The sequence below is a fragment of the Actinotalea caeni genome, assembly GCF_009733795.1.
Classification (GTDB): Bacteria; Actinomycetota; Actinomycetes; order Actinomycetales; family Beutenbergiaceae; genus Pseudactinotalea; species Pseudactinotalea caeni.
In genome coordinates, this window is record NZ_WNXX01000001.1 from 372952 (window position 1) to 398144 (window position 25193).

24 protein-coding genes are annotated in these 25193 nt (G+C 74.4%); 7 read left to right on the forward strand and 17 right to left on the reverse strand.

The window, feature by feature from the left end; all coding sequences use genetic code 11:
- Positions 1-39: 39 nt before the first annotated feature.
- From GPA02_RS01750 to mraZ, 4 genes are all read right to left on the reverse strand, one after another.
- Positions 40-1956 carry a peptidoglycan D,D-transpeptidase FtsI family protein gene (locus tag GPA02_RS01750; RefSeq protein ID WP_156198098.1) on the reverse strand — a complete coding sequence of 639 codons (1917 nt, stop codon included), beginning with the start codon at positions 1954-1956 and terminating at the stop codon, positions 40-42.
- 13 nt (positions 1957-1969) lie between these two features.
- Positions 1970-2377, reverse strand: coding sequence for a cell division protein FtsL (gene ftsL / locus GPA02_RS01755; protein WP_156198099.1), 408 nt, complete (start codon positions 2375-2377; stop codon positions 1970-1972).
- Positions 2374-3378, reverse strand: coding sequence for a 16S rRNA (cytosine(1402)-N(4))-methyltransferase RsmH (gene rsmH, locus GPA02_RS01760; RefSeq protein WP_156198100.1), 1005 nt, complete (start codon positions 3376-3378; stop codon positions 2374-2376). Before rsmH ends, ftsL begins: the two co-directional genes overlap by 4 nt.
- 193 nt (positions 3379-3571) lie before the next feature.
- On the reverse strand, positions 3572-4000 hold the full coding sequence (gene mraZ, locus GPA02_RS01765; protein WP_156198101.1) for a division/cell wall cluster transcriptional repressor MraZ: 429 nt from the start codon (positions 3998-4000) through the stop codon (positions 3572-3574).
- A gap of 339 nt (positions 4001-4339) precedes the next feature.
- On the opposite strand from mraZ, the gene GPA02_RS01770 reads away from it, so the two are divergent.
- From GPA02_RS01770 to GPA02_RS01780, 3 genes are read left to right on the forward strand one after another with little or no spacing between them, the layout of a single operon-like run.
- The gene (locus GPA02_RS01770) at positions 4340-5287 is read left to right on the forward strand and encodes an AAA family ATPase (protein WP_156198102.1); all 948 of its coding nucleotides are present in this window, start codon (positions 4340-4342) and stop codon (positions 5285-5287) included.
- Complete coding sequence (locus GPA02_RS01775; protein ID WP_156198103.1) at positions 5284-6435, forward strand: DUF58 domain-containing protein; 1152 nt, start codon at positions 5284-5286, stop codon at positions 6433-6435. The genes GPA02_RS01770 and GPA02_RS01775 overlap by 4 nt, the downstream gene beginning before the upstream one ends.
- Positions 6432-8546, forward strand: a complete 2115-nt coding sequence (locus tag GPA02_RS01780; RefSeq protein WP_156198104.1) for a transglutaminase TgpA family protein — start codon at positions 6432-6434, stop codon at positions 8544-8546. The genes GPA02_RS01775 and GPA02_RS01780 overlap by 4 nt, the downstream gene beginning before the upstream one ends.
- A gap of 27 nt (positions 8547-8573) precedes the next feature.
- Here the strand turns inward: GPA02_RS01780 and GPA02_RS01785 are convergent, their stop codons facing one another.
- Genes GPA02_RS01785 through GPA02_RS01795 form a run of 3 tightly spaced genes read right to left on the reverse strand, consistent with a single transcriptional unit; the run spans position 8574 to position 10726 of the window.
- Positions 8574-8960, reverse strand: coding sequence for a DUF3040 domain-containing protein (locus GPA02_RS01785; RefSeq protein WP_162457668.1), 387 nt, complete (start codon positions 8958-8960; stop codon positions 8574-8576).
- A 40-nt stretch (positions 8961-9000) separates the two neighbouring features.
- On the reverse strand, positions 9001-10248 hold the full coding sequence (gene dinB, locus GPA02_RS01790) for a DNA polymerase IV (protein ID WP_156198106.1): 1248 nt from the start codon (positions 10246-10248) through the stop codon (positions 9001-9003).
- 52 nt (positions 10249-10300) lie between these two features.
- Positions 10301-10726, reverse strand: a complete 426-nt coding sequence (locus tag GPA02_RS01795) for an SAV_6107 family HEPN domain-containing protein (RefSeq protein WP_156198107.1) — start codon at positions 10724-10726, stop codon at positions 10301-10303.
- A gap of 112 nt (positions 10727-10838) precedes the next feature.
- Here GPA02_RS01795 and GPA02_RS01800 point away from each other — a divergent pair, with 112 nt between their 5' ends.
- Positions 10839-11663 (forward strand): spermidine synthase, encoded by an 825-nt coding sequence (locus GPA02_RS01800; RefSeq protein WP_156198108.1) that lies wholly within the window; start codon positions 10839-10841, stop codon positions 11661-11663.
- 198 nt (positions 11664-11861) lie between these two features.
- Here the strand turns inward: GPA02_RS01800 and GPA02_RS01805 are convergent, their stop codons facing one another.
- Both GPA02_RS01805 and GPA02_RS01810 read right to left on the reverse strand, forming a co-directional pair.
- Positions 11862-12065 carry a cold-shock protein gene (locus GPA02_RS01805; protein WP_156198109.1) on the reverse strand — a complete coding sequence of 68 codons (204 nt, stop codon included), beginning with the start codon at positions 12063-12065 and terminating at the stop codon, positions 11862-11864.
- Between the two features lie 193 nt (positions 12066-12258).
- Positions 12259-13188: a proteasome assembly chaperone family protein gene (locus GPA02_RS01810; protein WP_156198110.1), complete on the reverse strand. Its 930-nt coding sequence runs from the start codon at positions 13186-13188 to the stop codon at positions 12259-12261.
- A gap of 183 nt (positions 13189-13371) precedes the next feature.
- On the opposite strand from GPA02_RS01810, the gene GPA02_RS01815 reads away from it, so the two are divergent.
- Positions 13372-15591, forward strand: coding sequence for a HelD family protein (locus tag GPA02_RS01815; RefSeq protein ID WP_156198111.1), 2220 nt, complete (start codon positions 13372-13374; stop codon positions 15589-15591).
- A 95-nt stretch (positions 15592-15686) separates the two neighbouring features.
- Complete coding sequence (serA, locus tag GPA02_RS01820; RefSeq protein WP_156198112.1) at positions 15687-16901, forward strand: phosphoglycerate dehydrogenase; 1215 nt, start codon at positions 15687-15689, stop codon at positions 16899-16901.
- A gap of 14 nt (positions 16902-16915) precedes the next feature.
- Here serA and GPA02_RS01825 read toward each other — a convergent pair whose 3' ends face one another.
- From GPA02_RS01825 to GPA02_RS19505, 6 genes are all read right to left on the reverse strand, one after another.
- A complete protein-coding gene (locus tag GPA02_RS01825; protein WP_156198113.1) occupies positions 16916-17101 on the reverse strand; it encodes a DUF5302 domain-containing protein in 186 nt (61 codons plus the stop codon).
- A gap of 67 nt (positions 17102-17168) precedes the next feature.
- Positions 17169-17690, reverse strand: a complete 522-nt coding sequence (locus tag GPA02_RS01830) for a P-loop nucleotide/nucleoside kinase family protein (protein WP_156198114.1) — start codon at positions 17688-17690, stop codon at positions 17169-17171.
- A 4-nt stretch (positions 17691-17694) separates the two neighbouring features.
- Positions 17695-18441 (reverse strand): hypothetical protein, encoded by a 747-nt coding sequence (locus tag GPA02_RS01835; protein ID WP_156198115.1) that lies wholly within the window; start codon positions 18439-18441, stop codon positions 17695-17697.
- The gene (locus GPA02_RS01840) at positions 18438-19079 is read right to left on the reverse strand and encodes a SatD family protein (protein ID WP_204986464.1); all 642 of its coding nucleotides are present in this window, start codon (positions 19077-19079) and stop codon (positions 18438-18440) included. Before GPA02_RS01840 ends, GPA02_RS01835 begins: the two co-directional genes overlap by 4 nt.
- A gap of 96 nt (positions 19080-19175) precedes the next feature.
- Positions 19176-19676 carry a transcriptional regulator NrdR gene (gene nrdR, locus GPA02_RS01845; RefSeq protein ID WP_156198116.1) on the reverse strand — a complete coding sequence of 167 codons (501 nt, stop codon included), beginning with the start codon at positions 19674-19676 and terminating at the stop codon, positions 19176-19178.
- Between the two features lie 170 nt (positions 19677-19846).
- Positions 19847-20338, reverse strand: coding sequence for a LysM peptidoglycan-binding domain-containing protein (locus tag GPA02_RS19505; protein ID WP_156198117.1), 492 nt, complete (start codon positions 20336-20338; stop codon positions 19847-19849).
- 413 nt (positions 20339-20751) lie between these two features.
- On the opposite strand from GPA02_RS19505, the gene lexA reads away from it, so the two are divergent.
- A complete protein-coding gene (lexA, locus tag GPA02_RS01855) occupies positions 20752-21444 on the forward strand; it encodes a transcriptional repressor LexA (protein WP_156198118.1) in 693 nt (230 codons plus the stop codon).
- Positions 21445-21474: 30 nt separating this feature from the next.
- Here lexA and GPA02_RS01860 read toward each other — a convergent pair whose 3' ends face one another.
- Together GPA02_RS01860 and hflX are read right to left on the reverse strand one after the other, a co-directional pair.
- On the reverse strand, positions 21475-23532 hold the full coding sequence (locus GPA02_RS01860) for an ATP-dependent DNA helicase (RefSeq protein ID WP_156198162.1): 2058 nt from the start codon (positions 23530-23532) through the stop codon (positions 21475-21477).
- 70 nt (positions 23533-23602) lie between these two features.
- A complete protein-coding gene (gene hflX / locus GPA02_RS01865) occupies positions 23603-25150 on the reverse strand; it encodes a GTPase HflX (RefSeq protein ID WP_156198119.1) in 1548 nt (515 codons plus the stop codon).
- Positions 25151-25193: the final 43 nt, after the last annotated feature.

The window sequence follows — 25193 nt, forward strand, 5'->3', positions numbered from 1 at the left end:
TCCTGGCCCCGGCGCAGCCGTGGCTCCCTCGAGCATCGGTCAGCCGTCGGCGCCCGACGGCGTCAGCGGGTACGGCGAGGCGGGCTCGTCCGACGGCCGCACCCCGAGGTCCGGCAGCGCGAACGCCGCGACGTCGCGGAACACCGGCGCCGCGACGGTGCCGCCGAAGAAGCCCGACGTCGGCTTGTAGACGACGACGGCGATCGTGAGCTCGGGGTCGTCGGCGGGCACCAGACCCACGAACGAGGCGGTCGTCGCGCTGATGCCGCCCGCGCCGTCCGCGGTCTGGGCGGTACCGGTCTTGCCGGCCACCCGGTAGCCCTCGACCGCGGCGTGGGTGCCGGTGCCGCCCTCGTCGGTCACCGACTCCAGCATCCGGATCATCTGGGCGCTGGTCTCCGGCGAGAGCACCTGGTCGGGCTCGGGTGCGGGCGCCTCCTCGAAGACGCCGTCGCACGACCAGCCGTCGACCAGGCGCGGGTCGAGGTGCATGCCCTGGTTGCCGATGGTCGAGAACACCCCGGCGTTCTGGAGCAGCGACACCGCCACGCCCTGGCCGAACATCGTCGTGTAGCGCTGGCGGCCGTCCCACGACTCGTACGGGTGCAGCTGGCCGGGCGTGTCACCGGTCAGCCCGATGCCCGACGGCCGGCCCCAGCCGAGCCGCTGCATGTAGGAGTAGCGGGTCTCGTCGGTCATCAACCTGCCGATGTTGATCGTGCCGGTGTTGGCCGACTCGGCGAGGACCCCGGTCGTCGTCAGCACCTGGTCGGGATGCTCGGAGTGGTCGTGGAAGCGCTGACCGTCGACCGTCATCGCGTAGGGGTCGTCGATCGGCGTGAGCGGCGTGACGTGCCCCTCCTCCATCGCGGCCGCGACCGTGAGCACCTTCCCCGTCGAGCCGGGCTCGTAGATCGCCTGGTACGACGGCGCGAGCACCGCGTTGCTGGACGAGTAGCGGTCGATCGGCGGCTTGTTCGGGTCGTAGCTGTTGGAGTCCGCGAGCGCCAGCACCCGGCCGGTCTTGGTCTCGATCACCGCGACCGCGCCCCACTCGGCGCCGTACTTCTTCACGGTCTCGTCGATGACCTGCTGCGTCATGTACTGGATGTCGAGGTCGAGCGTGAGCACGATGTCGCAGCCGGGCCGCGCCGGCACCTGCGACTGGCTGCCGGTGGGGATGAGCTGTCCCGCCGAGCCCAGCTCGTAGCTCTGGGCGCCGTCGGTGCCGGCCAGCAGAGCCTGGTAGGCCTCCTCGACGCCGACGATGCCCTCGCCCTTGCTGTTCACCCAGCCCAGCACGGTGCCCGCGACGTTCCCGTTGGGGTAGGTGCGGGTGTTGTTCTCCTCCACGGTGAAGCCCGGGATCCGCAGCTCGGCCACCTGCTGGCGGACCTCCGGCGTCACCTGCCGGGCGAGCACGTGGTAGCGCCGGCCGCGCGGCTCCTCGGGGTCGCCGACGAGCTCGGCGCCGAGCACGTTCGGGTCGCGGCCGAGGATCGGGGCGAGCTGCTGGGCGAGGGCGGCCGCACCGCGGCCGATCACCTCGCCGTCCTCGTCCTTGAGCGTGTAGGTCGGCACCTGCTCGAGGTCGAGGATGAGGTCGTAGGTGGTGACCGAGGTCGCGAGCACCTCGCCGTCGGCGTCGAGGATGTCGCCGCGCGGGGCGACCAGCACGCTCGTGAAGCTGCGCGCCTGCGCCGCGGCCTGCGCGATCGTCGGCCCGGCGATCGCCTGCACGTACACGAGCCGGCCGGCGAACAGCGTCGCGATCGCGCAGACGATCGCGAGCACGACCGCCTGCCGGCGCTCGGCGCGCGGCGGGGTCGGCCGTGCGGCGGGCCGCCTGCTGCGCACCGACGAGCGACCGCGCGTCGTGGTGCGCGTCCCGGTGCGCGGCGTCGCGCGCCCGGTGCCGCGGGCGGTCCCGGTCCCCCTCGTTCCCCTGCTGCTCATCGCTCCCCCGCGCTCAGCCGTCGCCCTCACCGACCAGCGCCGCCGCCGGGCCGCTGATCGTGCCGGTCTCGAGATCGATGTAGCTCAGACCCTCGGCGGGCACCATCCCCAGTCGCTGCGCCTGGTTGGCCAGCTGCGCCGGCGAGCTCAGCTGCTCGACGGTCGCGGTCAGCTGCTGCTCGCTCTCGGTGAGCCGCGCCAGCTCGACCTGGCGCTCACGCAGCACGTACGCGGTCGTCGCCATCGCGGTGTTGAGCGCGAGCGCGCCGAGCATCGCACCGCCGAGGATGCCCACGCACAGCAGCAGGAACAGCAGCCGGGACCGAGCCGGCGCGGGCGCGCGGACCAGCCGCAGCCGGGGACGCCAGCGCAGGCCGGCGTTCCCGCTCGGTCGTGGTGCGCGCAACGGCATCGCGCTCATGCGGCCTCCTCTCGGTCGCGGACGACCTCGGCGGCGCGCAGCCGGACCGAGGCGGAACGGGGGTTGGTGGCGATCTCCTCGGGCGACGCCGTCTCGGCGCCGTGGGTGAGCAGCCGCAGGTAGGGACGGTGCTCGGGCAGCTCCACCGGGATGCCGGGCGGCGTGCGCGAGGTCGCGCCCGCTGCGAGGGCGCGCTTGACGATGCGGTCCTCCAGCGACTGGTACGACATGACGACGAGACGCCCGGCGACGCTCACCGACGCGATCGCGGCAGGCACCGCGCGGGCGAGCACCTCGAGCTCGGCGTTGACGGCGATCCGCAGCGCCTGGAAGGTCCGCTTGGCCGGGTTGCCGCCACGCCGCCGCGCGGGTGCCGGGATCGCGTCGCGCACCAGCTCGGCGAGCTGGCCCGTGCGCACGACCGGGTCGGTGTCGCGGCGCGCCACGATCGCGGCCGCGATGCGGCCGGCGAACTTCTCCTCGCCGTAGCTGAGCAGGATCCGGCGCAGCTCGGCCTCGGGCGCCTCCGCGAGCAGCTCGGCCGCCGTCACGCCGGTGCTGGTGTCCATCCGCATGTCCAGCGGTCCGTCCTGCGCGTAGGCGAACCCGCGGCCGGCCTGGTCGAGCTGCATCGAGGACACGCCGAGATCCATGAGCACCGCCTGGGCGCGGCCGTCCGCGGTGTGCTCGGCGAGCACCTGCGGGATCTGGTCGTAGGTCGCGTGCACGGCGACGAACCGGTCGCCGTGGGCGGCGAGCCGGTCGCGCGAGCGGGCCAGCGCGTCGGGGTCGCGGTCGATCCCGATGACGCGGACCTCCGGCAGTCGTTCGAGCACGAGCTCGCTGTGCCCGCCCAGCCCCAGGGTCGCGTCCACCAGCACCGGGTGCGGCCGGTCGGCGTCGGCCGTCAGCGCAGGAGCGAGCAGCTCGAGGCAGCGCTCGGCCAGCACGGGCACGTGCACGGGCTGTGCCTCCTCGTGCGGCGTGGGCTGTGTCGGCACGTGTCGCTTCCTGGTGGTGACGGGTGGTGGGTGGTGGTGGGTGGAGCGGTGCGGCGGGAGCCGCCGGTGCGGTGTCTGGTTGCTGGTCGGGAGGCCCTCCACCGCCCGACCAGGACTCCCCCCGCACTGCTCTGACGCCGGGGAAGTGCGTCAGAGCCGCGGTGAGAGACCTCGCCGTACGGTGGTGCGACCGTCAGAAGCCCGGCACCACCTCCTCGGTGATCTCGGCGTAGGTGGCCTCCTGCGCCTCGAGGTAGGTGGCCCAGGCCTCGGCGTCCCAGATCTCGACCTTCGAGCCGGACCCGATGACCGCGAGGTCGCGCTCGAGGCCGGCGTAGCGGCGCAGGATCGCGGGGATCGTCACGCGCCCCTGCCGGTCCGGCACCTCGTCGGTCGCGCCGGAGAGGAACACGCGCATGTAGTCGCGCGCCTGCTTCGACGTGAGCGGGGCCTGGCGGAGCTGCTCGTGGATCTGCTCGAACTCGGCGCGCGGGAAGGCGTAGAGGCAGCGCTCCTGGCCGCGGGTCAGCACGACCCCGCCGGACATCTGCTCACGGAACTTCGCGGGCAGGATCAGCCGGCCCTTCTCGTCGAGCCTCGGCTCGTAGGTACCGAGAAACACCTGTCCCACCCCCTTCCGGCGACGTCCCGTGTCGACCAGATCGCTCCGCGTGGCCCCACATTACTCCACTTTCCTCCCCGCGGAGCGTGACACGCACGCCGATGTGCGCGCAGATGTGCCCATCTGCGCAGGTCAGAACGGGTGGTGGAAGGTGGAGGGAATCGGCCGCCGCGGCGCCGTCGCCACGGCTGCACGGCCCTCTGGCGGCGGTCCGCGCGGGTGTCCAGGCCGTTCGGCCGGTGCGACCCGGCGCACCGGGGAGGGAAGTGGAGGGGTGGGGGCTCGCGCCGGTCCCCCAACCGAGGACGAGCGCGCCGCGGGGTCCCGTACCCTTCCGTCATGACGGCGACGCGACCCTCGACGGCGTCGGCCGGCACGGCTCGCCAGCTCCTGGACAACCTGCGGCACGCCCTGCGCGGGGGCGAGCAGGCCATCCGGATGGCGGTCGCCGTCTTCCTGGCCGAGGGACACCTCCTGCTCGAGGACGTGCCGGGCGTCGGCAAGACGACGCTCGCGCGCGCGCTCGCCGCCTCGGTCGAAGGGACGGTCGGGCGCGTGCAGTTCACGCCCGACCTGCTCCCGAGCGACCTGACCGGCGTCACGATCTACCGGCAGGAGTCGGGGACCTTCGAGTTCCACCCGGGCCCGTTGTTCGCGACGATCGTCATCGCCGACGAGATCAACCGCGCCTCGCCCAAGACCCAGTCGGCGCTGCTGGAGTGCATGCAGGAGCGTCAGGTCACCGTCGACGGCACCTCGCACGCGCTGCCGGAGCCGTTCATGGTCATCGCCACCCAGAACCCTGTGGAGATGGAGGGCACCTACCCGCTGCCGGAGGCGCAGCGCGACCGCTTCATGGCGCAGGTGAGCATCGGCTACCCCGCCGAGGAGAGCGAGCTGGAGCTGCTCGCCGCCGGCGGCTGGCGGCCGGGTCAGACGACGCCGGTGCTCACGCAGGCCCAGGTGACCGACATGATCCGGCACGTCTCCGAGGTGTTCGTGTCCGACGCGGTGCGGCACTACGTGCTCGCGCTGGTGCGCGCGACGCGGCAGCACGACGCGGTCGAGCTCGGCGCCTCGCCCCGCGCGGGGCTGCAGCTGCTCGCGCTGGCGCGCTCGGTCGCCGCGCTGTCCGAGCGCGACTTCGTCATCCCGGACGACGTGCAGGAGGTGCTCGTGCCCGTGCTCGGGCACCGGCTGGCGCTGACGCGCTCGGCCCGCTCGGGGTCGACGACCGCCGCCGACGTGCTCGAGGAGATCCGCCGCACGCTGCCCGTCCCACGATGAGCGGCGCGACCGGCGTCCGTGTCACGGCCCGCGGCTGGGGCATGCTGCTGGTCGGTGCGCTGCTCGCGGCGGTCGCCGCGGCGCTGCAGTCGCTGACGACGGCGCGCATCGCCGCCGTCGTGCTGGCGATCCCCGTCGTCGCGCTGCTGTGGGCACTCGTGAGCAGCGCCTTCGCGTCGCGGCGCGGCCTACGACGCACGCTGCGGCCGCGCGGCTGGCAGGTCGACGTCGGCGGCTCGGTCGAGCTGACGCCGACCGGGGCCGCGCTGCCGCCCTGGTCCTCGCTGCGCGAGCGGGTGCCTGCGACGCTGCGCCGGCGCGGCCTCGGCCCGTACTCCTACGCGGTGCTGCCGTCCCAGCGCGGCCGCCACGTGCTGGGGCCCGCGGTGCTGGTCCGGTCCGACCCGTGGGCGATCGTGTGGTGGCGCACGCCGATCGGAGACGTCGCCGACGTGCTGGTCTGGCCCCGGACCGAGCACGTCGACGACGCGGTCGTGGCGCGCGCGCTGGAGGCGTCGGCGCCGCGCTCGCACGGTCTGCCGCAGCGCACGCTGGAGGACCTGACGGTCCGCGAGTACCGCCGGGGCGACGACCTGCACCGGGTCCACTGGCGCTCCACCGCCCGCCACGGCGAGCTGATGGTGCGGCACGACGAGCCGACGACGACACGCGTGATCGACGTCCTGCTGCTGCTCGGAGACGAGCGCGACGACGCCGCCGAGTGGGCGGTGAGCGCTGCGGCGTCGATGGCCGTGGCGCTGCTGCGGGGCGGCTACACCGTGCGTGTCGTGACCGTCGCCGACGGGCGGCTCGTCGACGTCACGACGACGACGGTCGGTGACGCGCTCGACCTCTTCGCTCTCGCCGAGCCCGCGGCCGAGCACGCCGCGGACGCGCTGCGCTCGGTGCAGCGGTCGACGTCGGCGGGCGTCGTCGCGGTGCTGGACCGTCCGGCTGCGAGCCTCGACGCCTCGATCGCCGCCGGTGGCGCGCTGCGGCAGTCGACCGCTCTGGTCGTCGACCCGGTCGACCCGGACAACGCCCTCGTCGGGCTGCTGCAGCACGGCGGCTGGGTCGTCGGCGGCTGCGAGGGCCGCGGGAGCATCGCCGAGGCGTGGCTCGCCCTGACGAGCGTGGAGGTCCGGTGAGACGGCTGCTCGCGCTCGCCACCGTCGTCGCGATGGTGGGGATCAGCGCCGTGACGCTGCAGTCGCTGGTGGTGCCCGCGCTGTGGCTGGGGCGCACGCTCGTGTGCGGCGGCGCCGCGATGCTGGTGACGACGCTGCTGCGCACGCGGACCCGGTCCGCGGGGCTGCCGTCCCTGCTGGGTCTGGTCACGGGGCTGCTCGCGATCACGGCGGTGTACTTCCCCGACGACGCGCTGCTCGGCGTGCTGCCGACGCAGTCCACGATCCGCTCGGTGGTCGAGCTGGTGCCGCCGACGCTCGAGCAGATGCGCACCTCCTACCCGCCGATCGGCACGGGCGACGGCGTGGCGCTGCTGGTGACGGCGGGCGTGCTGCTCCTGCTCGTGCTGGCGGAGATGCTCGCGATCGGCGCCTGGGCGCCGGCCTGGTCCGGCCTGCCGGTGCTCGGGCTGTGGTGCGTGCCGATCATGCTGGGCGCGCCGGTCAGCACGCCGGTGCTCGTGCTCGCGGCCGCCGCCTACGTGCTGCTCATCGCCGTCCAGGCCAGGGACGACACCCGCTACCGGCGCCGGCCGAGCGCGGCGTCGGCGGCCGCGACCGCCGCCGTCACGGTGACCGCGCTGGTGGCGGCGTTCGCCCTCGCGCCGACGCTGCTGCGGGTCCCGGTCCCGGTGCGCTGGCACCCGATCTACGAGCTCGTGGGCTCCAGCACCACGCGTCTGGATCTCGGGCTCGGCCTGCGCGACGACCTGCTGCGCTCCACCGACTCCGACCTGTTCACCTGGACCGGCGCCGAGCCGGAGCAGGTCGGCCCGCTGCACGCGTACACCGTCGACACCTTCGACGGCAGCAGCTGGTCCCGCCCGGACCGTGGCGAGCTCGTGCCGTTCGAGGGCCAGCTGCTGTGGCCGACGCCGACCGACGGGCTGCCGAGCGGCGACCCGGTCGACATCCGGATCTCGGTGCAGCACCTCGGCCAGGACCGGTTGCTGCTGCCGGGCGAGCCGCGGCTGCTCGACCTCGACACCGGTGCCGACTACCTCGCGGCCGCGGACGAGGTCGTCGCGCACGTCGGTGGCGCGATCACCTACGGGGTGCGGATCGTGCCGCGCGAGCTCGACGGCGACCGGCTGGCGTCGCTGCGCCCGCCCGACGACGTGCCGGCCGAGCTGCTCGCGCTCCCCGAGACCGGCTACGAGAGCGACATCGCCGAGGTCGCCCGCGACGTCGTGGCCGAGGCGGGCGCGGAGACGCCGTACGAGCAGCTCCTCGCGATCCAGAACTACCTGCGCGACCCTGCACGGTTCGTCTACTCGACGTCGGTCGCTGCGCCCAGCACGCCCGACGCGGTCTGGGACTTCCTCAACGACAGGCACGGGTACTGCGTGCAGTTCGCGACGGCGATGGTCGTGATGGCGCGCACGCTCGGCTTCCCGGCGCGGCTCGCGGTGGGCTTCCTGCCGGGCGAGGCCAGCAGCGACGGCGTCGTCGCCGTGACCTCCCACGACGCGCACGCGTGGCCGCAGGTGCTGTTCGACGACGTCGGCTGGGTGCGGTTCGAACCCACGCCCGGCGTGCAGGCGGGACCGCCGCCCGAGTACGCGCCCGAGCAGCCGACGGCCGCCACGACCGAGCCGACGACGTCGGCGACGAGCACGCAGCCGACCGCCGGCCGGTCGGAGGCGACGACGACCACCGGCGGGCAGACGCCCGCGACGGAGGAGACCAGCGGCGGGTCGCCGTGGCTGCTGGTGCTCGCGCTGCTGGTCCTGGCCGCGGTCGGCGCGAGCACCCTCGCGACCCGACGCGCCCGGCGCTCGCCCGACCTGCGCGAGCGGTGGGACCACGTGCTGCACCACCTCGCGCGGCTCGGTGTGGACGTCTCCCCCACCCGCACGCCGCGCGCCGTCGCGCGCGAGGCGGCCGAGCTGATCGACGACGACGGTGCGGCGGCGCTGCTACGGCTCGCCGGCGCCGTCGAGACGTTCAGCTACGCCCCGCGGGGCACCGCGCTCCCCGACGACGCCGAGCTCACCGGGTGGCTCGACGCGGCGCTGTCCTCGGCGCGCGCAGCGCACCGCGAGCAGCGGCGGGACCGCGTCGGGGTCTGACCCCTCGCGGCCCGGTGTCGCGACGCGTCAGCGGTCGTCGCGGCGGCGTCGGTCCCAGCGCTCCTCGAGGCGGTCCATGAAGGACGACCCGGTGCTGCGCTGGCGGAGCGGGCGCACGTTGTCGCCCTGCCGCGCCGGTGCGGTCGGCTCCCCCGAGGCCTGCGGCCGTCGCAGCGCCAGCAGCACGCCGGCGAACATCGCGACGAAGGCCAGCAGGCCCAGCCAGATCTGTGCGTAGAAGAGGCCCGCGAACAGCAGGCCGATCCCTGCGAGCACGACGACCCCGCCGAGCGCGACGTGGAGCGGGCGCCTCGGCACGCCACCCGAGATCGCCTTCGCGAGTCTGGGGTCGTCGGAGCGGAGCTGTTGCTCCATCTCGTCCAGCACGCGCTGCTCGTACTCGGAGAGAGGCATGTCACCTCCGGTTCTGCCCCGTTGTCCACCGGGTGCACCCTCAGGATATGTCCCCTCCGTCAGGTTCGGTAGTTGGTTGGCGCAGGAGTGACCCGGCCGTGACCGCGGCGCGTCCGAAACGGGCCTGCACCTGGTCCATCGCGCGCTCCGCGACCCGACGTTCCGGGCCGGCCGCATCCAGCGGGACCTGCACGAACGTCGTCGACGCGTCGCTGAGCGCCTCGCACCGCACGCCGAGCAGACGCACCCCGTCGCGGGGCAGCGTCACGCCCGCGAGGAGCTGCCGCGCGGCCTGGTAGATGTCGTGCGCGACGTCGGTCGGGGCGTCGAGCGTGTGGGAGCGCGTGAGCGTCGTGAAGTCGGCCATCCGGACCTTGATCGACACGCAGCCGGTGACGAGCCCACCGGCGCGCAGCCGGGCGGCGCAGCGGTGCGAGAAGTCGAGCAGCGCCGCGGTCATCTCGGCGACGTCGGTGAGGTCGGTGCCGAAGGTCTGCTCGTGCCCGATCGACTTCTCGTGCCGCACCGGCTGCACCGAGCGCGGGTCGCGCCCCCACGCGAGGTCGCGCAGCCGCTTGCTGCCGTGGCCGCCGAGCGCGCGCTCGAGCGTGCCCATCGGCGCGTGCGCGAGCTCCGCGACCGTGCGGATGCCGGCGCGCGCCAGCACCTCCTCGGTGCGCTCCCCCACGCCCCACAGCGCACCGACCGGCAGCGAGTGCAGGAACGGCACGGTCGCCTCGTGCGGCACGAGCAGCAGCCCGTCGGGCTTGGCGTGGCTGGAGGCGAGCTTGGCCACGAACTTCGTCGACGCGATCCCGACCGACGCGGTCACCTGCAGCTCGTCGGCGATCCGCTGCCGGATCAGCTCGCCGATGCGGCTGGGCGAGCCGATGCGGCGGCGGGCGCCGGAGACGTCCAGGAACGCCTCGTCGATGCTCAGCGGCTCGACGACCGGGGTGATGTCGCCCAGGATCCGCATCACCGCCGTCGAGACGTCGCGGTAGCGGTGGTGGTCGGGCGGGATGACGATCGCGTGCGGGCACAGCGCACGTGCACGCGCCATCGACATCGCCGAGCGCACGCCTGCGGCGCGGGCCTCGTAGGTGGCGGACAGCACGACGCCACGCTGCGCACCGCCGACGATCACCGGCAGCCCGCGCAGCTCGGGTCGGTCGATGAGCTCGACGGCGGCGAAGAACGCGTCCATGTCGACGTGGAGGATCGGCGTCGCGCTGTCGTCGCCACCCCAGTCCCGGCGGACGTTCTCGTTCCGCGGGGCCCTGCTCACGCCACCCCACTCATGTCGCCCAGCTCATCGCACCACGCCGCTCGCCCGCGCCTCAGGACGCGAGCGACGGCACGGCGACCGTCTCGGCCTCGCGCACGGTGGCGCGGACCTCGTCGTGGAAGTCGCGTGCCGAGTCGAGGGCGACGGCGGCGACCCGCTCGTCGAGCTCGGGGAGCCGCCCCGCCTCGATCGCGGCCCGCACGGGTGCCCCGGCCGCGAAGGTCGCGGCCCAGCGCTCCCACGCGGGGCCGGCCTCGGCGAGCTGCTCCCAGACGCTGAGCACCCGACGGCGGCGCCGCGGTGCGCCGGGCGCGATCGCGAGCACGGCCGAGGCGGTCCGGATCGCCGCCATGTGCGCGTGCAGGAACGCCGTCTGCGGGTCGGCGCTGGCATCGGCGGCGTCGAGCTCGAGCTGCGCCCGACGCAGCAGCTGGTGCGCCGCGGGGTACCCGACCGCGGTTCGCATGGTCGTGACCACCTCGGCCTCCTTCCCTCCGCTCGCCCCGCCATTCGGCGGGTGTCCATTGTCGAACATTCGTACGAATCCGTCAAGGGTCGGGGCCGGTGTGCCGCAGCCCTACCCTCGAGGCATGCCCAGGCGCCGCGCCCCCTCCCTGCTGCCCGACGAGCCGGTCATCACCTCGACCGCCACCGTAGAGCTGAGGTCCGACACCGACGGCGTGATGCTGCTGCTCGACGGCGTCGAGAGCTCGCACCTCGACCTCGACGACCCCAGCCACCTGGTCTTCGAGTACATGCAGCAGATGATGGTGGTGCTGCGGGCCACCCACGGCGACGTCGACCGGCTGCGCGCGGTCCACCTCGGCGGCGCGGGCTGCACGCTCGCGCGTGCGGTCGACGCGCGGTGGTCCGAGCCGCGCCAGCTCGCGGTCGAGATCGACGCCCAGCTCGCCGAGCGCGTGCGCGAGTGGTTCGACCTGCCGCGCTCGCCGCGGCTGCGGATCCGGGTCGGCGACGCGCGCGCCGAGCTGGCGACGCTGCCCGAGGCCGGCGCGGACGTCGTCGTCCGCGACGCCTTCGCGGGCAGGCACGTGCCCGATCACCTGCGCACGCTGGAGTTCACCGAGGAGGTGGCGCGGCGGCTGCGGCCCGACGGCCTCTACCTGGCCAACCTGGCCGACTCCCCGCCGATGAAGACCGCGCGGCGCGAGGCCGCGACCGTGCGGACGGTGTTCCCCCACGTCGTCGCGATCGGCGAGCCGAGCGTCCTCAAGGCGCGACGGTACGGCAACGTCGTGCTCGCCGCCTCGCACGCCCGTGTCGAGCGCGACGGCCTCGCCCGCGCGCTGCGCACCCTGCCGGTGCCGGCGGGTCTCGTCGGCGAGGCCGAGCTCGAGGACTTCGTCGCCGGCGCCACCCCGCTCACCGACCCGCCGCCGCCCGCGGCCGGCTGACCGCCGCCGTCGGTCCGCGCGGGGCCGAGATCGAGGTTCTGGGCCGAGATCGCGGAGACATCTCCTCGATCTCGACACGTCTCTTCGATCTCGGCGAGGGCGGTGGGCGGACGCGCCGCGCCGACACGCGGACGGGCCCGCACCTGGAGAGGTGCGGGCCCGTCGTCACGCGCCGGTCGGGGGCGCGTCAGGGGCGTCTCAGAGCGGACGGACGCTCTCCGCCTGCGGGCCCTTGGGGCCCTGGGTGATCTCGAACTCGACGCGCTGCGCCTCGTCCAGCGAACGGTAGCCATCGGCCTGGATCGCCGAGAAGTGGACGAAGACGTCGTCGCCGCCGCCGTCCTGGGCGATGAACCCGTAGCCCTTCTCAGCGTTGAACCACTTGACGGTTCCCTGTGCCATCTGTTGCGTGTCCTTCCGGGACTTCCATGAGCCGACCTCGGGTAGACCGGCTCGTTGTGCCGCAATGCCTCACCCACGTCGTGCTCTGGGTCATGCCCCGGAAAAACGTAGAGAAAACCTGCAACGTCGGCAGTCTTGCACGGGCCCCGCGCGGGCGCCACAGAGTAGCGCTCGCATTTCGTTCGGCGGTCGCTCAGCCGTCGGCGCCCGGCTCCTCGGCGGTGCCGTCCTTGCCGGCGAGGAACGCCTCCACCTGGGCCGCGAGCTCGTCGGCGCTCGGCAGCTCCTCGGTCTGCGCGAGCAGCGGCGCGCGGCCGCGGCTGGCGGCGTCCTCGGCGAAGCTGTCGAACTGCGTCTCGAGCGCGCGCACGACCGCGAGCACCTCCTCGGAGCCCTCGATCTGCCGCTCGATCTCGGCGAGCACGCGGGCACCCTCGGCCTCGAGGTCGCCCACCGGCAGGCTCAGGCCGGTCGCGCGGGAGACCTGCCGGATCAGCTCGGCGGCGGACTGCGGGTACTCGGTCTGCGCCAGGTAGTGCGGCACGTTCGCCGCGAAGCCCAGCGCGTCGCGCCCCTCCTCGCCCAGGCGCAGCTCGAGCAGGGCGGCGGCCGACCCCGGAACCTTGAGCGAGCCGAAGAAGCTCGGGTGGTCGGGGATCAGGTCCGCACGGGTGGCGTGCGCCGTCACGGTCGCGGGCCGCGTGTGCGGCACGCCCATCGGGATGCCGTGCACGCCGACGGTCGCGGTGACGCCGAAGTCGTCGATGATCTGCCGCACGGCGGCGACGAACGCCTCCCAGTGCAGGTCGGGCTCGAGCCCGTGGAGCAGCAGCAGCGGCACGCCCTCGTCGTCGCGGAGCAGGTCGACGACCAGGCTCGGCGCCTCGTAGTCGACCCACGAGCCGCCGTCGAAGGTCATGACGGGCCGACGCGAGCGGTAGTCGATGAGCTGGTCGACGTCGAACGTCGCCACGCGCTCGCTCGGCAGCTTGGCGGTCAGGTGCTCGGCGACGAGCCGGCCCGCGTGGCCCGCGTCGACCGATCCCGACAGGGCGTGCACGAGCACCGCCGCACGGCGCCCCTGGGCGCCTGTGGTGGTGTAGAGCTCAGCTGGGTTGCGCACCTCATCCTCCTCGCCTACGCAACACGACTCAGCACGATCGCATTCCCGCGCGAGGCCGCCGGCGCCCGCGCGAGGCCGTCCGCACCCTCGCCCGTCCGCGGGGTGGATAATGGACGGCCGCCCGTGCAGCCGCCGACCCGACAGAACCCGACCGAGGGGGACCGCTCCATCGTGCCTGATGACGTGCCTGACGACCAGGAGGCCACGTCCGCGCTCGAGCGCGCCCTCGCGCACGAGCAGCGCTACGTCGACACGGTCTACCACCGCATCGACGAGCTGCGCGACGACGCCCGCCGGCGGCTGCGGTCGGTGCAGCGCGCCGGCGCCTCCGGGACGCACCAGAACCGGTCGGAGCGCGACGCGTTCGCGACGCTGTACGCCGACCGCCTCGCGCAGCTCGACGCGGTCGAGGAGCGCCTCGTGTTCGGCCGTCTCGACCTCGACGACGGCGCCCGGCGCTACGTCGGTCGCATCGGCGTCTCCGACGCCGAGCAGGTGCCGCTGCTGACCGACTGGCGCGCGCCCGCGGCGCGGCCGTTCTACCAGGCGACCGCCGCCTCCCCCGAGGGCGTCGTGCTGCGACGGCACCTGCAGACCCGCGGCCGTCGGGTGATCTCGGTCGAGGACGACCTCCTCGACGCCGACGGTCTCGACGACGCCACGCCGCTCGCGGGCGAGGGCGCGCTCATGTCCGCGCTGCTCGCGCACCGCACCGGGCGGATGGGCGACATCGTCGCCACCATCCAGGCCGAGCAGGACGCCGTCATCCGCTCCGAGGCCGACGGCATCCTCGTCGTGCAGGGCGGGCCGGGCACCGGCAAGACCGCGGTCGCGCTGCACCGCGCCGCCTACCTGCTCTACGCCAACCGCGAGGTGCTCGAGCGCTCGGGCGTGCTGCTCATCGGGCCGAGCCGCGTGTTCCTGCGCTACATCGAGGCCGTGCTGCCCTCGCTGGGCGAGACCGGCGTCGTGTCGCTCACCCTCGCCGACCTCGTGCCCGGCGTCTCCGCGACCGGCAGCGAGCCGGACGAGGTCGCCGAGATCAAGGGCCGCGCGGTGTGGTCACGCATCATCGCCCGCGCCGTGCGCGCCAAGGAGCGGGTGCTGCCGGCGCGCGACCTCAAGGTCGGGTCGCACACCGTGCGGCTGCTGCCCAGCGACGTCCGCGAGGGCCACGCGCGTGCGCGCCGCGCCCACCGCACCCACAACGAGGGCCGCGTGACGTTCGTGCGGCACATGCTCACCGTGCTCGCCAGGCAGTACGCGGAGGCGCTCGGCGGGGTCGACCCCGACGAGCGCGCCGACCTCGTCGAGGAGCTGCGGACCGCGCGCGACGTGCGGGTCGCCCTCAACCTGTGCTGGATGCCGCTGACGGCGACCGGCCTGGTGACCGAGCTCTTCGCCAAGCCGCACCGGCTCGCCGAGGCCGCTCGCGGCGACCTCACACCTGCCGACCTGAGGCTGCTCGAGCGCCCGGCCGACGCACCGCTGACGCCGGCCGACGTGCTGCTGGTCGACGAGGCCGCCGAGCTGATCGGCCCCGAGGACGCCGCCGAGCGCAGCCGCGCCCGCCAGGAGGCCGAGGCGCAGCGGCGCTCGGAGCTCGAGTACGCCCAGCAGGTGCTCGGCGAAGGACTGGGCGGCGGTCTGGTCACCGCCGAGCAGCTGGCGGCCCGGTTCGCCGAGTCCGGCCCGCACCTGACGACCGCCGAGCGCGCGCTCGCCGACCGCGGCTGGACCTACGGGCACGTCGTCGTCGACGAGGCGCAGGAGCTGTCCGAGATGGCGTGGCGGGCGCTGCTGCGGCGCAACCCGCGCCGCTCGATGACGATCGTCGGCGACGTCGCCCAGACCTCCGCGCGCGCCGGCGTGCGGCGCTGGGAGGACGCGCTCGACGGCCCGCTGCGCGGCGACTGGCGGCTCGTCGAGCTGACGATCAACTACCGCACCCCGCGCTCGGTCATGGACCTCGCCGTGGCCGTCGCGACGGCGGCCGACCCGGACCGCCCGCCCTCGCCGGTGCGCTCGGCGCGCGACGAGCCCGACGCCGTCCGGCTGCTGCCGACCGACGACGTCGTCGCGACCGTCCGCGAGGCCGTCGAGCGCGCGCAGGCCGCGGGCGGCACCGTCGCGGTCGTCACCGCCAGGGCGTCGCGGGCCGAGATGGCGGCGGCGCTGGGCGTCGAGGGCGAGGCCGACCTCACCGCACCGCTCGTCGTGCTCGACCCCGAGCGGGTGAAGGGCCTGGAGTTCGACCACGTCGTGCTCGTCGAGCCGGCCGCGATCGCCGAGGCCGCGACCGGTGCGGGCGACCTCTACGTCGCGATGACCCGCCCGACGCGCCACCTCGACGTCGTGCACAGCCGTCCGCTGCCGGCGGGGTTCGAGCAGGCCGAGGGCTGATCGGGCGCGCACCGTCCGGCACGAGGGGCGTGACGTGCGTCCCACTGTGTGGTCCAGGGGCGTCGGTCGGCTCGGGCGCCTGAGACGATGGACGTGTGAAGGCCCTGCTGCTGGAGAACGTGCACGCACTCGCCCGCGAGACGCTCGAGAAGGCCGGAGTCGAGGTGACGACGCTGCGCGGCGCCCTCGACGAGGACGAGCTGATCAGCGCCCTCGACGGCGTCGAGCTGCTGGGGATCCGCTCCAAGACGCAGGTCACGGCGCACGTCATCGACAACGCCCCGTCGCTGCTCGCGATCGGCGCCTTCTGCATCGGCACCAACCAGATCGACCTGCGGCACGCGGCCCAGGCCGGGGTCGCGGCGTTCAACGCGCCGTTCTCCAACACCCGCTCGGTCGTCGAGCTCGCGCTCGCCGAGATCATCGCCCTGACCCGCCGGCTCACCGAGAAGGACAAGGCGCTGCACGACGGCGTCTGGGACAAGTCGGCCACCGGCGCGCACGAGGTGCGCGGCCGCACGCTGGGCATCGTCGGCTACGGCAACATCGGCACCCAGCTGTCGGTCGTCGCCGAGGCGCTCGGTCTGCGCGTCGTGTTCTACGACACCGCCGAGAAGCTCGCGCTCGGCAACGCGGTGCGGATGTCGTCGCTCGACGAGCTGCTCGAGGTCGCCGACATCGTCACGCTGCACGTCGACGGGCGCCCCGGCAACGCCGGCATGTTCGGCGCCGAGCAGTTCGCGCGCATGCGGCCGGGGTCGGTGTTCCTCAACCTCTCGCGCGGCTTCCTCGTCGACTACGGGGCGCTGCGCGAGCGGGTGCTGTCGGGCCACATCGTCGGGGCCGCCGTCGACGTCTTCCCTGAGGAGCCCAAGAACGCGGGCGACGCCTTCGACTCCGAGCTGCGCCACCTGCCCAACGTCATCCTCACGCCGCACATCGGCGGCTCGACCGAGGAGGCCCAGCAGGACATCGGGCTGTTCGTGTCGGCCAAGCTGCGCGACTACGTCGACTACGGCACGACCAGCCTCTCGGTCAACGTGCCCTCGCTGATCCTCGACCGGCCGCGCGAGGGCGGGCACCGCATCGCCCACCTGCACCGCAACGTGCCGGGCGTGCTCGCCGGGGTCAACCAGGCGCTGTCGAAGGTCGGCGTCAACGTCGAGTCGCAGGTGCTGGGCACGTGGGGCGACATCGGCTACGTGGCCACCGACGTCGACGCGCCGGTGCCCGCGGAGGCGGTCGCCGAGCTCGAGGCGATGGACCCGACGATCCGGGTCCGGGTGCTCGAGGCGACCGCCTCGCGCTAGCGGGCGGGCAGCTCTCAGCCGCCCGACTTGCGGCGGAACATCCGCCGACCGCCGGCGACCTCCGAGCCGTGCACCTGGCCGGTGTTGCGCCGGCCCTCCGCGGTGAGGTGCTCCTGCTCCTTCTTGCGCTCCAGCGCCTCGCGCATCTTCGCCTTGGCGTCGGCCAGCGGGTTGTCCTCGGTGCTCTTGTCGTCGCTCATGCGGCTCATCCTTCCCTACCCTCGTCCTGCTCCCAGCCTGCCCGACGGCGTCGGCCCGTACCAGCGGTTATCGACCGGCGTGCCGGCCGGTCACGTGGCGCAGCGCCTCGGGGAGGAGCTCGGCGAGCGGCCGGACCGAGTCGAGCACGAGCCGGTCGTCGTCCCAGGGCTCGACGACGCGCGCCTGCACCTGCGACCACGTCGGCTCGGCGAGCTCCGCGTAGCGGCTGCCGCGCTCCTCGAGGCGGGCGCGGTGCAGCATGGGGTCGGAGCACACCACCTCGATCCAGCGCAGCGCGACACCGTGCTCGCGAGCGAGCCCGCGCCAGGCGTCGCGCGCCGGCGCGACCGCGTTGACGGCGTCGACGACCACCGTGTGACCGGCGTCGAGCGCGGCGGCGGCCGCGGTGTGCACGACGGCGTAGGCGGCGAGCCCCACCCCGTCGCGCTGCGTCGCGTCGATCCCCGATCGCCACATCGCGGCCTCGGCGGCGTCGACAGCCAGCACGGGCGCGCGCAGCTCGCGCCCCAGCGCCGCCGCGACAGCACTCTTGCCTGCGCCGGGAAGACCGGCCATCGCGACGAGCACGCGCTCAGCCTGCCAGGATCGCGAGCGAGCCGAGCGCGATCATCCAGCTGACGAACGACCCGACGAGGAAGTACTCGGTCAGGCGGTGCACCTGCTCCTGCTCCTTGCGCGAGCTCAGCTCGGGGAACCGCAGCAGCCCCTTGGCAGCGACGACGATGCTCGCCGCGGTGAGGTTGCCCGCCAGCCCGAGGCCGACGATGAGCAGCCGCTCCATCGGGCCGAGCAGCCGCCCGCCCTTGAGCTCGTGCGAGGGGTCGCCCGGGTCGGCCGCGGCCTGGGTCGCGGTGCGGGCGGGGTCGACGGTCCCGGTCGCGGCCAGCGCGAGCCGGACGACGACGTTGCCGGTGCTGGGCTGCAGCAGCAGCACGCCCAGCACGAGCAGCGCACGCTCGACCGGGACGCCCTGGGCGAGCGGCCACGTCAGCCCGTGCCACCAGCCGTCGAGCGGGCCGGCCGCGGGTGCGACCAGGCCCGAGGTGACCAGCGCCAGCAGGACGCCGCCACCGAGCACGAGCAGCGGCGGCCACGCCCGGCCGCCGTCGAAGGCCCGGGCCACGGTGCGGCTCCACAGCACGACCAGGGCCGCGACCACGAGCAGCGCGAGCAGCCGCAGCCCGGTCTGGCCGGCGAGCAGCCCGAGCACGAGCGCGACGCCCGCGCCGAGCACGGGCGGCAGCCACCGCGGCGCCCGCTGCCGGTTGGCGAGGTCGACGACGCCGCAGCCCACCAGGAGCAGGGCCAGCCAGGTCATGCGACCTCCCGCAGCATCTCGTCGGCCGCGACGATGACCGCGAGCCCGTCGTTGCGCACCCGCTGCGACACCGCCGACGGCGAGATCCCCTCGTCCTCGGCCAGCTCGACCTGGGTGCGGCCCGCGAGCAGGCCGCGCAGCAGCCGCAGGGCACGCTCGTCGCCCTGCGCCAGCAGCTGGTCGCGGCACAGCAGCGCGGCGTTGACGGCGCCGGCGTCCGGGCCGTCGCTGCCGGGAGCGCGCTCGTACCGGGTCCGCACCGCGCGCGTGGCCGCCCGGCGGCTCTCGCTCTCGGCGGTCTCGATCGCCGCCCGCGCCGCCCACCAGGCGGGCCCGTCCTCGACGCGCGGCTCCTCCTCGAGCACGCGCGCCTCGCCCCACCCGATCCCGTGCCGCAGGTCGCCGAGCGGCAGCAGCTGCAGCCGCAGCCACAGCGCCGCGTGCAGCGCCTGGCCGACGGTGTCGAAGGCGCCCTGGTACTCGTCGCCGACCGTGATGCGCAGCGGCGTGCGCGGCTGCAGCTCGGCGTTGGCGCGCTCGATGGCCTCGCGGAACCGCGCGTGCAGCGCGGCGCGGTCCTTCGTGCGGCGCGAGTCGACGAGGTCCCCGAGGACAGCCGCACACATCATTCCAGCCATATGAAGATCATAACTTCTTCTTGTAGGAATGAAGCAAGATACTGAAAGCCGTCGACAGCGCCGGCTTCCCCTCCGGCGCCGCCGACGGCAGCCCTGTCAGCCTACGACCCCGTCCGGCTCCTCGTCCTGGGCTTCGTCGGCCGTGCGGCGGTCGCGGTCGTGTCGCAGCGCCGTGATCGCGGCCTCGAAGTCCTCCAGCGAGGTGAACCCCCGGTACACGCTCGCAAAGCGGAGGTAGGCGATCTCGTTGAGCTCCTGCAGCGGGCCGAGGATCGCCAGGCCCACCTCGTGCGCGTCGACCTCCGCGGCACCGGTGCTGCGGATCGACTCCTCGACCTGCTGGGCCAGCCGCGCGATGTCGTCGTCACCGACGGGCAGGCCCTGGCTCGCCTTGCGGACGCCCGCGGCGATCTTGTCGCGGCTGAACGGCTCCGCGGCGCCCGATCTCTTGACGACGACGAGGCTGGTCGTCTCCAGCGTCGTGAAGCGACGGCCGCACTCCGGGCAGTGGCGACGACGGCGGATCGACGCCCCGTCGTCGGCCGTCCGGGTCTCGACCACGCGCGAGTCGGGATGACGGCAGAACGGGCAGTGCACGCACCGGCTCCCCTCGCCACGGCCGTCCGTCGCGCCGGTGCGGCCGTAGCCGCGCCGAGCCCGAGCAGACGCTACATCTGTCAGATCACACCACTGTAAGTACTAGATGTAGGAATCTAGGTGGCCGGGCGAGGGCAGCGCAACCCGAGCCCACCGGCGGCACCCGCGCCTCAGTCGCGCGCGGGGACCACCAGCTCCGAGCCGGCCACGATCGTCGAGCCCTCGAGGTCGTTGAGGCGGGCGATCTGGGCGACGACGTCGCGCACGTCCGCACCGGGCTCGGCGACCTGGCTCGCGATGCCCCACAGGGTCTCGCCGGCAGGGACCGTGATCGTCTCCACCTCCGCGGGCGTCGCGTCCGAGGAGACCACGGCCCCGAGCACCGATCCCACCACCCCAGCCGCGACGACCAGCAGCGTCGCGAGCACGCGCCGACCGCGGACGGTGAGCCGCAGCGGCGCCTCCGCCTCGGCGACGCGCGCCGGCTGCCGGGCAGGGACCGGACGGGCCGCCGGTCGACCGACCGGCTGCGCCTGCACCGGGAACGGGATGACGTCGGCCAGCGGCGCCTCCTGCGGAGCGGGGACGAGCGCGAGGTGGCGCCGGCGCGGCAGCGGTGCGACCGAGCCGGAGAACGGTGCGGGGTGGGCCAGAGCGCTCATCGGTACTCCTCGAGGGGGAAGGGCGGGAGCCGGTGCGACGGCCGCCCGGCGAGCCTCGGGCCGCCGATCGGTCGTACGCACGTTCGTCGTACGCGTGTTCGACACTAGCACGCATGTTCGGAGCGTGTCGAGATCGACGCCGCCGGGCGTCGCCGCCGTCGTCGCCGCGGGGCGCGCAGCGGACGGCGCCGCCCCGACGTGCGCGGCGCGGCAGGGCGCGCCCGCGCCGCCGCCGACACGCGGGTCGAACGGATGTTTGTCCTGCAGGTGCCCTGCTCGTACGCTTGTTCTCACGAGGTCCACACCACCACGCACCACCGACATCCGCCCCGACGGGCCTCGGGACGCGGTCGACCCGGCACCCGGGATCGGCGAGATGTCGCGGAGAAGCCGGCGCGAGACAGGAGCCATCGATGACCCCCACCGACCCGGACGTGCGGACCGGCTCACGACTGACCGAGCGTCAGCAGCGGATCATGGAGGCCATCCGCAGCAGTCTCGCCTCGCGCGGCTACCCGCCCACGATGCGCGAGATCGGTGACGCGGTCGGGCTCGCCAGCCCGTCGTCGGTGAAGTACCAGCTCCAGGTGCTCGAGGAGAAGGGCTACCTGCGCCGCGACCCGATCTCGACCCGTGCGATCGAGATCGTCGCTCCCGACGACGACGTGGCCGTCGCCGCCGAGGGCGCGGGCCGGCACCTGACCCTGCACGACGGCGACACCACCGCGGCCGCGCCGTCCTACGTGCCGGTCGTCGGTCGCATCGCCGCCGGTGGCCCGATGCTCGCCGAGCAGGCGGTCGAGGACGTCTTCCCGCTCCCCCGTCAGCTGGTCGGTGAGGGCGAGCTCTTCCTGCTCAAGGTCGTCGGCGACTCCATGATCGAGGCGGCGATCTGCGACGGCGACTACGTCGTCATCCGGCGCCAGCAGGTCGCCGAGAACGGCGAGATCGTCGCCGCGATGATCGACGGCGAGGCCACCGTGAAGACGCTCAAGCGCGACAACGGCAAGGTCTGGCTGCTGCCCGCCAACCCGGCCTACTCCCCCATCGACGGGACCGACGGCGAGATCCTCGGCCGCGTCGTCAGCGTGCTCCGCGCCCTCTGAGGCACCCGCGCCGCGCCCGGTCCTGCGTGCTCAGGTCGGCTGCTCGTCGCGCAGCCGACGCAGCGCGGCCCGCACGACGGCGGGGTCGGTCGTCGGCCACAGCGGCGGCAGCGACCGGGTGAGGAAGCTGCCGTAGCGCGCCTTGGCGACCCGTGGGTCGAGGATCGCGACCACGCCGCGGTCCTGCACGCGCCGGATCAGGCGCCCGGCGCCCTGCGCGAGCAGCAGCGCCGCGTGGGTGGCCGAGACCGCCATGAAGCCGTTGCCGCCGCGCTGCGCGACGACCTCCGCGCGCGCGGACATCACGGGGTCGTCGGGTCGCGGGAACGGGATGCGGTCGATGAGCACGAGCTGGCACGCGTCGCCGGGGACGTCGACGCCCTGCCACAGCGACAGCGTCCCGAACAGGCAGGCGGCGGGATCGGCGGTGAACTCGCGGACGAGCGAGGCGATCGAGTCCTCGCCCTGCACGAGCACCGGCACGTCGAGCCGCTCGCGCATCGCCTCTGCGGCTGCGGTGGCGCCACGGCGCGAGGAGAACAGGCCGAGCGTGCGCCCGCCCGCGGCCTCGATCAGCTCGGCGATCTCGTCGAGCACCCGCGGGTCGGTGCCGTCGCGGCCGGGCGGCGGCAGGTGCCGCGCGACGTAGAGGATCCCCTGCTTGCCGTAGTCGAACGGCGACGGCACCTCGCTCGCGCGGTAGTCGCCGCCACCCAGCCCGACCGCCGCGGCGGTCGCGTCGAAGGTGCCGCCGAGGGTGAGCGTGGCGGAGGTGAGGACCGCGCCGCGGTCCGCCAGCAGCGCGTTCGCGATCGGGCCGGCGACGTCGAGCGGCGCGACGTTGATGCGCGTCGGCTCGCCGGGGCCGCTGCCGCGGCTGCACCAGACGACGTCCTGGCGGTTCTTCAGCCGGTTGGACAGCAGCCGGTCGGCGATCTCGAACAGCACGAGCGCCGCCGAGCGGGTCTGCACGAGCGCACCGCCGGCGTCGCCCTGCGACGCGCCCGCCTTGACGCTGTCCTGCTTGATCGCGGAGACGACCTGGCGCGCCGCGTCGCCGACCGCGCGGACGGCGCCCTCCACCTCGGGCGGCAGCGCGTCGGCCCACCGCCCCTCCGGCGTCTCGGTCAGCACCGTGCGCAGCACCGAGCCGGCGTCCTCGAGCGCCTGCGCGGCGTCGGCGGCGTGCCGCCGGGCGAGCCGGGCGACGCGCTCGACGGCGGGCGCCGTCAGGTCGACCGAGGCCTGTGCCGTCACCCGCGCGGGCAGCTCGTGCGCCTCGTCGACGACGAGCACGTCGAACTCGGGCAGCGCTCCCGGCGACCCGGAGGCGGCGATGCCGAGCATCGCGTGGTTGGTGACGACGACGTCGGCCGCCCGGGCCGCCTGCCGCGCCGCCTCGGGGAAGCACTCGCTGCGCAGCGGGCACGTGGGGCCGAGGCACTCCATCGCGGTCACGGAGACCTGGCGCCACGCGCGGTCGCTGACGCCGGGCACCATGTCGTCGCGGTCCCCGGTGGCGGTCTCCTCGGCCCATGCGCGCACCCGCACGACCTGGGCGCCGAGCGAGTCCTCGCGGCCGGCGCCGGCGGGGTGCTCCTCCGCCGCCGACGGCGCCGCAGCCGCGACGTCGAACAGGGCGGCGTCCTCCTCGGCCGGGTAGCCGCCGGCGATCTTGTGCTTGCAGACGTAGTTGTGCCAGCCCTTGAGCAGGGCGACCGAGGGCTCGCGGGGCAGCCGGTCGGCGACGACGTCGGCGACCAGCGGCAGGTCGTGCCCGATCACCTGCCGCTGCAGCGCGAGCGTCGCGGTCGAGACGACGGCGCGCTCGCCGCTGCGCACGGTGTGCAGCAGCGTCGGCACGAGGTAGGCGAGCGACTTGCCGGTACCGGTGCCGGCCTGCACCATCAGCCGCTCGCCGTGCTGCAGCGCGCTCGCGACCGCGCGCGCCATCTCGTGCTGCCCGTCGCGTCGGGCGCCGCCCATCCGGGCGACGACGGCGTCGAGCACCTCGTCGACGTCCTCGAGCTCGCCGAGCGGCAGGACGTCGTCGGGCTGGGCGACCTCGGGCGACGGCACGTCCGACATCGTCGCACCGTCGACGGCGGCCGCGGTCAGCACGCGCCGGTCCGACCGCCACCCGGCGCCGGAGCGTTGCTCAGAGGGCGACGGCGCGGTCCAGCTCGGCCGCGAGCGCGCCGTCCACCCGCGCGTGCAGCCGGGTGCCGTCGGCGGTGTGCTCCTCGCTGAGGACCTCGCCCGAGACGTGAACGCGGTGCACGAGGTCGCCCCGCTGGTAGGGCACGACGACGTCGACCTCGACGGCGGGCCGCGGCAGCAGCTCGGCGAGGCGCTCCTGCAGCTCCTCGACGCCGGCGCCGGTCTTCGCCGAGACGGCGACGGCGTCCGGCTCCCGGGTGCGCAGTCGCGCGATCGTCTCCGGCTCGGCGAGGTCGGCCTTGTTGAGCACGACGAGCTCGGGCAGCCGCGAGACGCCCTCGATGTCGCGCAGCGTGTCGCGGACCGCGGTCAGCTGGCCCTCGGGGTCGGGGTGCGAGGCGTCCACGACGTGCAGCACGACGTCGGCACCCGCCACCTCCTCGAGCGTGGACCGGAAGGCCTCGACGAGCTGGGTGGGCAGGCTGCGCACGAACCCGACCGTGTCGGCGATCGTGTAGACGCGGCCGTCCGGGGTGGCGCTGCGCCGCACGGTCGGGTCCAGCGTGGCGAAGAGCGCGTTCTGGACGAGCACGCCGGCGCCCGTGAGCCGGTTGAGCAGCGAGGACTTGCCCGCGTTGGTGTACCCGACGATCGCGACCGATGGCACGTGCCCGGCGCGGCGGGCGTGGCGCTGCGCCTCGCGCGCGGGCGCCATGTCCTTGATCTGGCGCCGCAGCCGTGCCATCCGGGTGCGGATGCGCCGTCGGTCGAGCTCGATCTTCGTCTCACCGGGTCCGCGCGAGCCCATGCCCGCACCGCCGGCGGCGACCCGGCCACCGGCCTGCCGGGACATCGACTCGCCCCATCCGCGCAGGCGCGGCAGCAGGTACTCCAGCTGCGCGAGCTCGACCTGCGCCTTGCCCTCGCGGGACTTGGCGTGCTGGGCGAAGATGTCGAGGATCAGCGCCGTCCGGTCGATGACCTTGACCTTGACGACATCCTCGAGGCCGCGCCGCTGGGACGGCGAGAGCTCGGTGTCGACGATGACGGTGTCGGCACCGGTGGCGCGCACCAGGTCGGCGAGCTCGGCAGCCTTGCCCGACCCCAGGTACGTGCCCGGGTCGGGCTGGCCACGACGCTGCAGGACGCCGTCGAGCACCTGCGAGCCCGCGGTCTCGGCGAGCGCTGCGAGCTCGCGGAGCGAGATCTCGGCGGCCTCGGCGCGGGCGGGGCCGCTGCCGCTGTAGAGGCCGACGAGCACGACCTTCTCCAGCCGCAGCTGCCGGTACTCGACCTCGGAGACGTCGCTGAGCTCGGTGGACAGGCCCTGCACGCGCTGCAGCGCGCTGCGCTCCTCGACCTCGAGCTGGTCGCCGTCGTAGTCGGTCCAGCCTGCCGTGGCGTCGTCCTGCAGCGCGGTGCCGGCTCGTGCGAGCACGCGGGCGACGACGTCCTTGGCCCGCCTGTCGATCTCGGATGCGTCAGGCCGACCCGTCGCCACGTCCGCCTCGGCGCCACTGCTTCCGGCGGGTGTCGGGTCAGCCATGGATCTCCTCGGGGGTGGGTGGGCACCGAGAGGTCTCGGTGCG

Bases quoted from the DNA above. Each gene is read 5' to 3' on its own strand.
- GPA02_RS01750 (WP_156198098.1), bottom strand. From the start codon at position 1,956: ATGAGCAGCAGGGGAACGAGGGGGACCGGGACCGCCCGCGGCACCGGG.
- ftsL (WP_156198099.1), bottom strand. From the start codon at position 2,377: ATGAGCGCGATGCCGTTGCGCGCACCACGACCGAGCGGGAACGCCGGC.
- GPA02_RS01770 (WP_156198102.1), top strand. From the start codon at position 4,340: ATGACGGCGACGCGACCCTCGACGGCGTCGGCCGGCACGGCTCGCCAG.
- GPA02_RS01775 (WP_156198103.1), top strand. From the start codon at position 5,284: ATGAGCGGCGCGACCGGCGTCCGTGTCACGGCCCGCGGCTGGGGCATG.
- GPA02_RS01785 (WP_162457668.1), bottom strand. From the start codon at position 8,960: ATGCCTCTCTCCGAGTACGAGCAGCGCGTGCTGGACGAGATGGAGCAA.
- GPA02_RS01800 (WP_156198108.1), top strand. From the start codon at position 10,839: ATGCCCAGGCGCCGCGCCCCCTCCCTGCTGCCCGACGAGCCGGTCATC.
- GPA02_RS01805 (WP_156198109.1), bottom strand. From the start codon at position 12,065: ATGGCACAGGGAACCGTCAAGTGGTTCAACGCTGAGAAGGGCTACGGG.
- GPA02_RS01825 (WP_156198113.1), bottom strand. From the start codon at position 17,101: ATGAGCGACGACAAGAGCACCGAGGACAACCCGCTGGCCGACGCCAAG.
- GPA02_RS01835 (WP_156198115.1), bottom strand. From the start codon at position 18,441: ATGACCTGGCTGGCCCTGCTCCTGGTGGGCTGCGGCGTCGTCGACCTC.
- GPA02_RS01840 (WP_204986464.1), bottom strand. From the start codon at position 19,079: ATGGCTGGAATGATGTGTGCGGCTGTCCTCGGGGACCTCGTCGACTCG.
- GPA02_RS19505 (WP_156198117.1), bottom strand. From the start codon at position 20,338: ATGAGCGCTCTGGCCCACCCCGCACCGTTCTCCGGCTCGGTCGCACCG.
- lexA (WP_156198118.1), top strand. From the start codon at position 20,752: ATGACCCCCACCGACCCGGACGTGCGGACCGGCTCACGACTGACCGAG.
- GPA02_RS01860 (WP_156198162.1), bottom strand. From the start codon at position 23,532: ATGTCGGACGTGCCGTCGCCCGAGGTCGCCCAGCCCGACGACGTCCTG.
- hflX (WP_156198119.1), bottom strand. From the start codon at position 25,150: ATGGCTGACCCGACACCCGCCGGAAGCAGTGGCGCCGAGGCGGACGTG.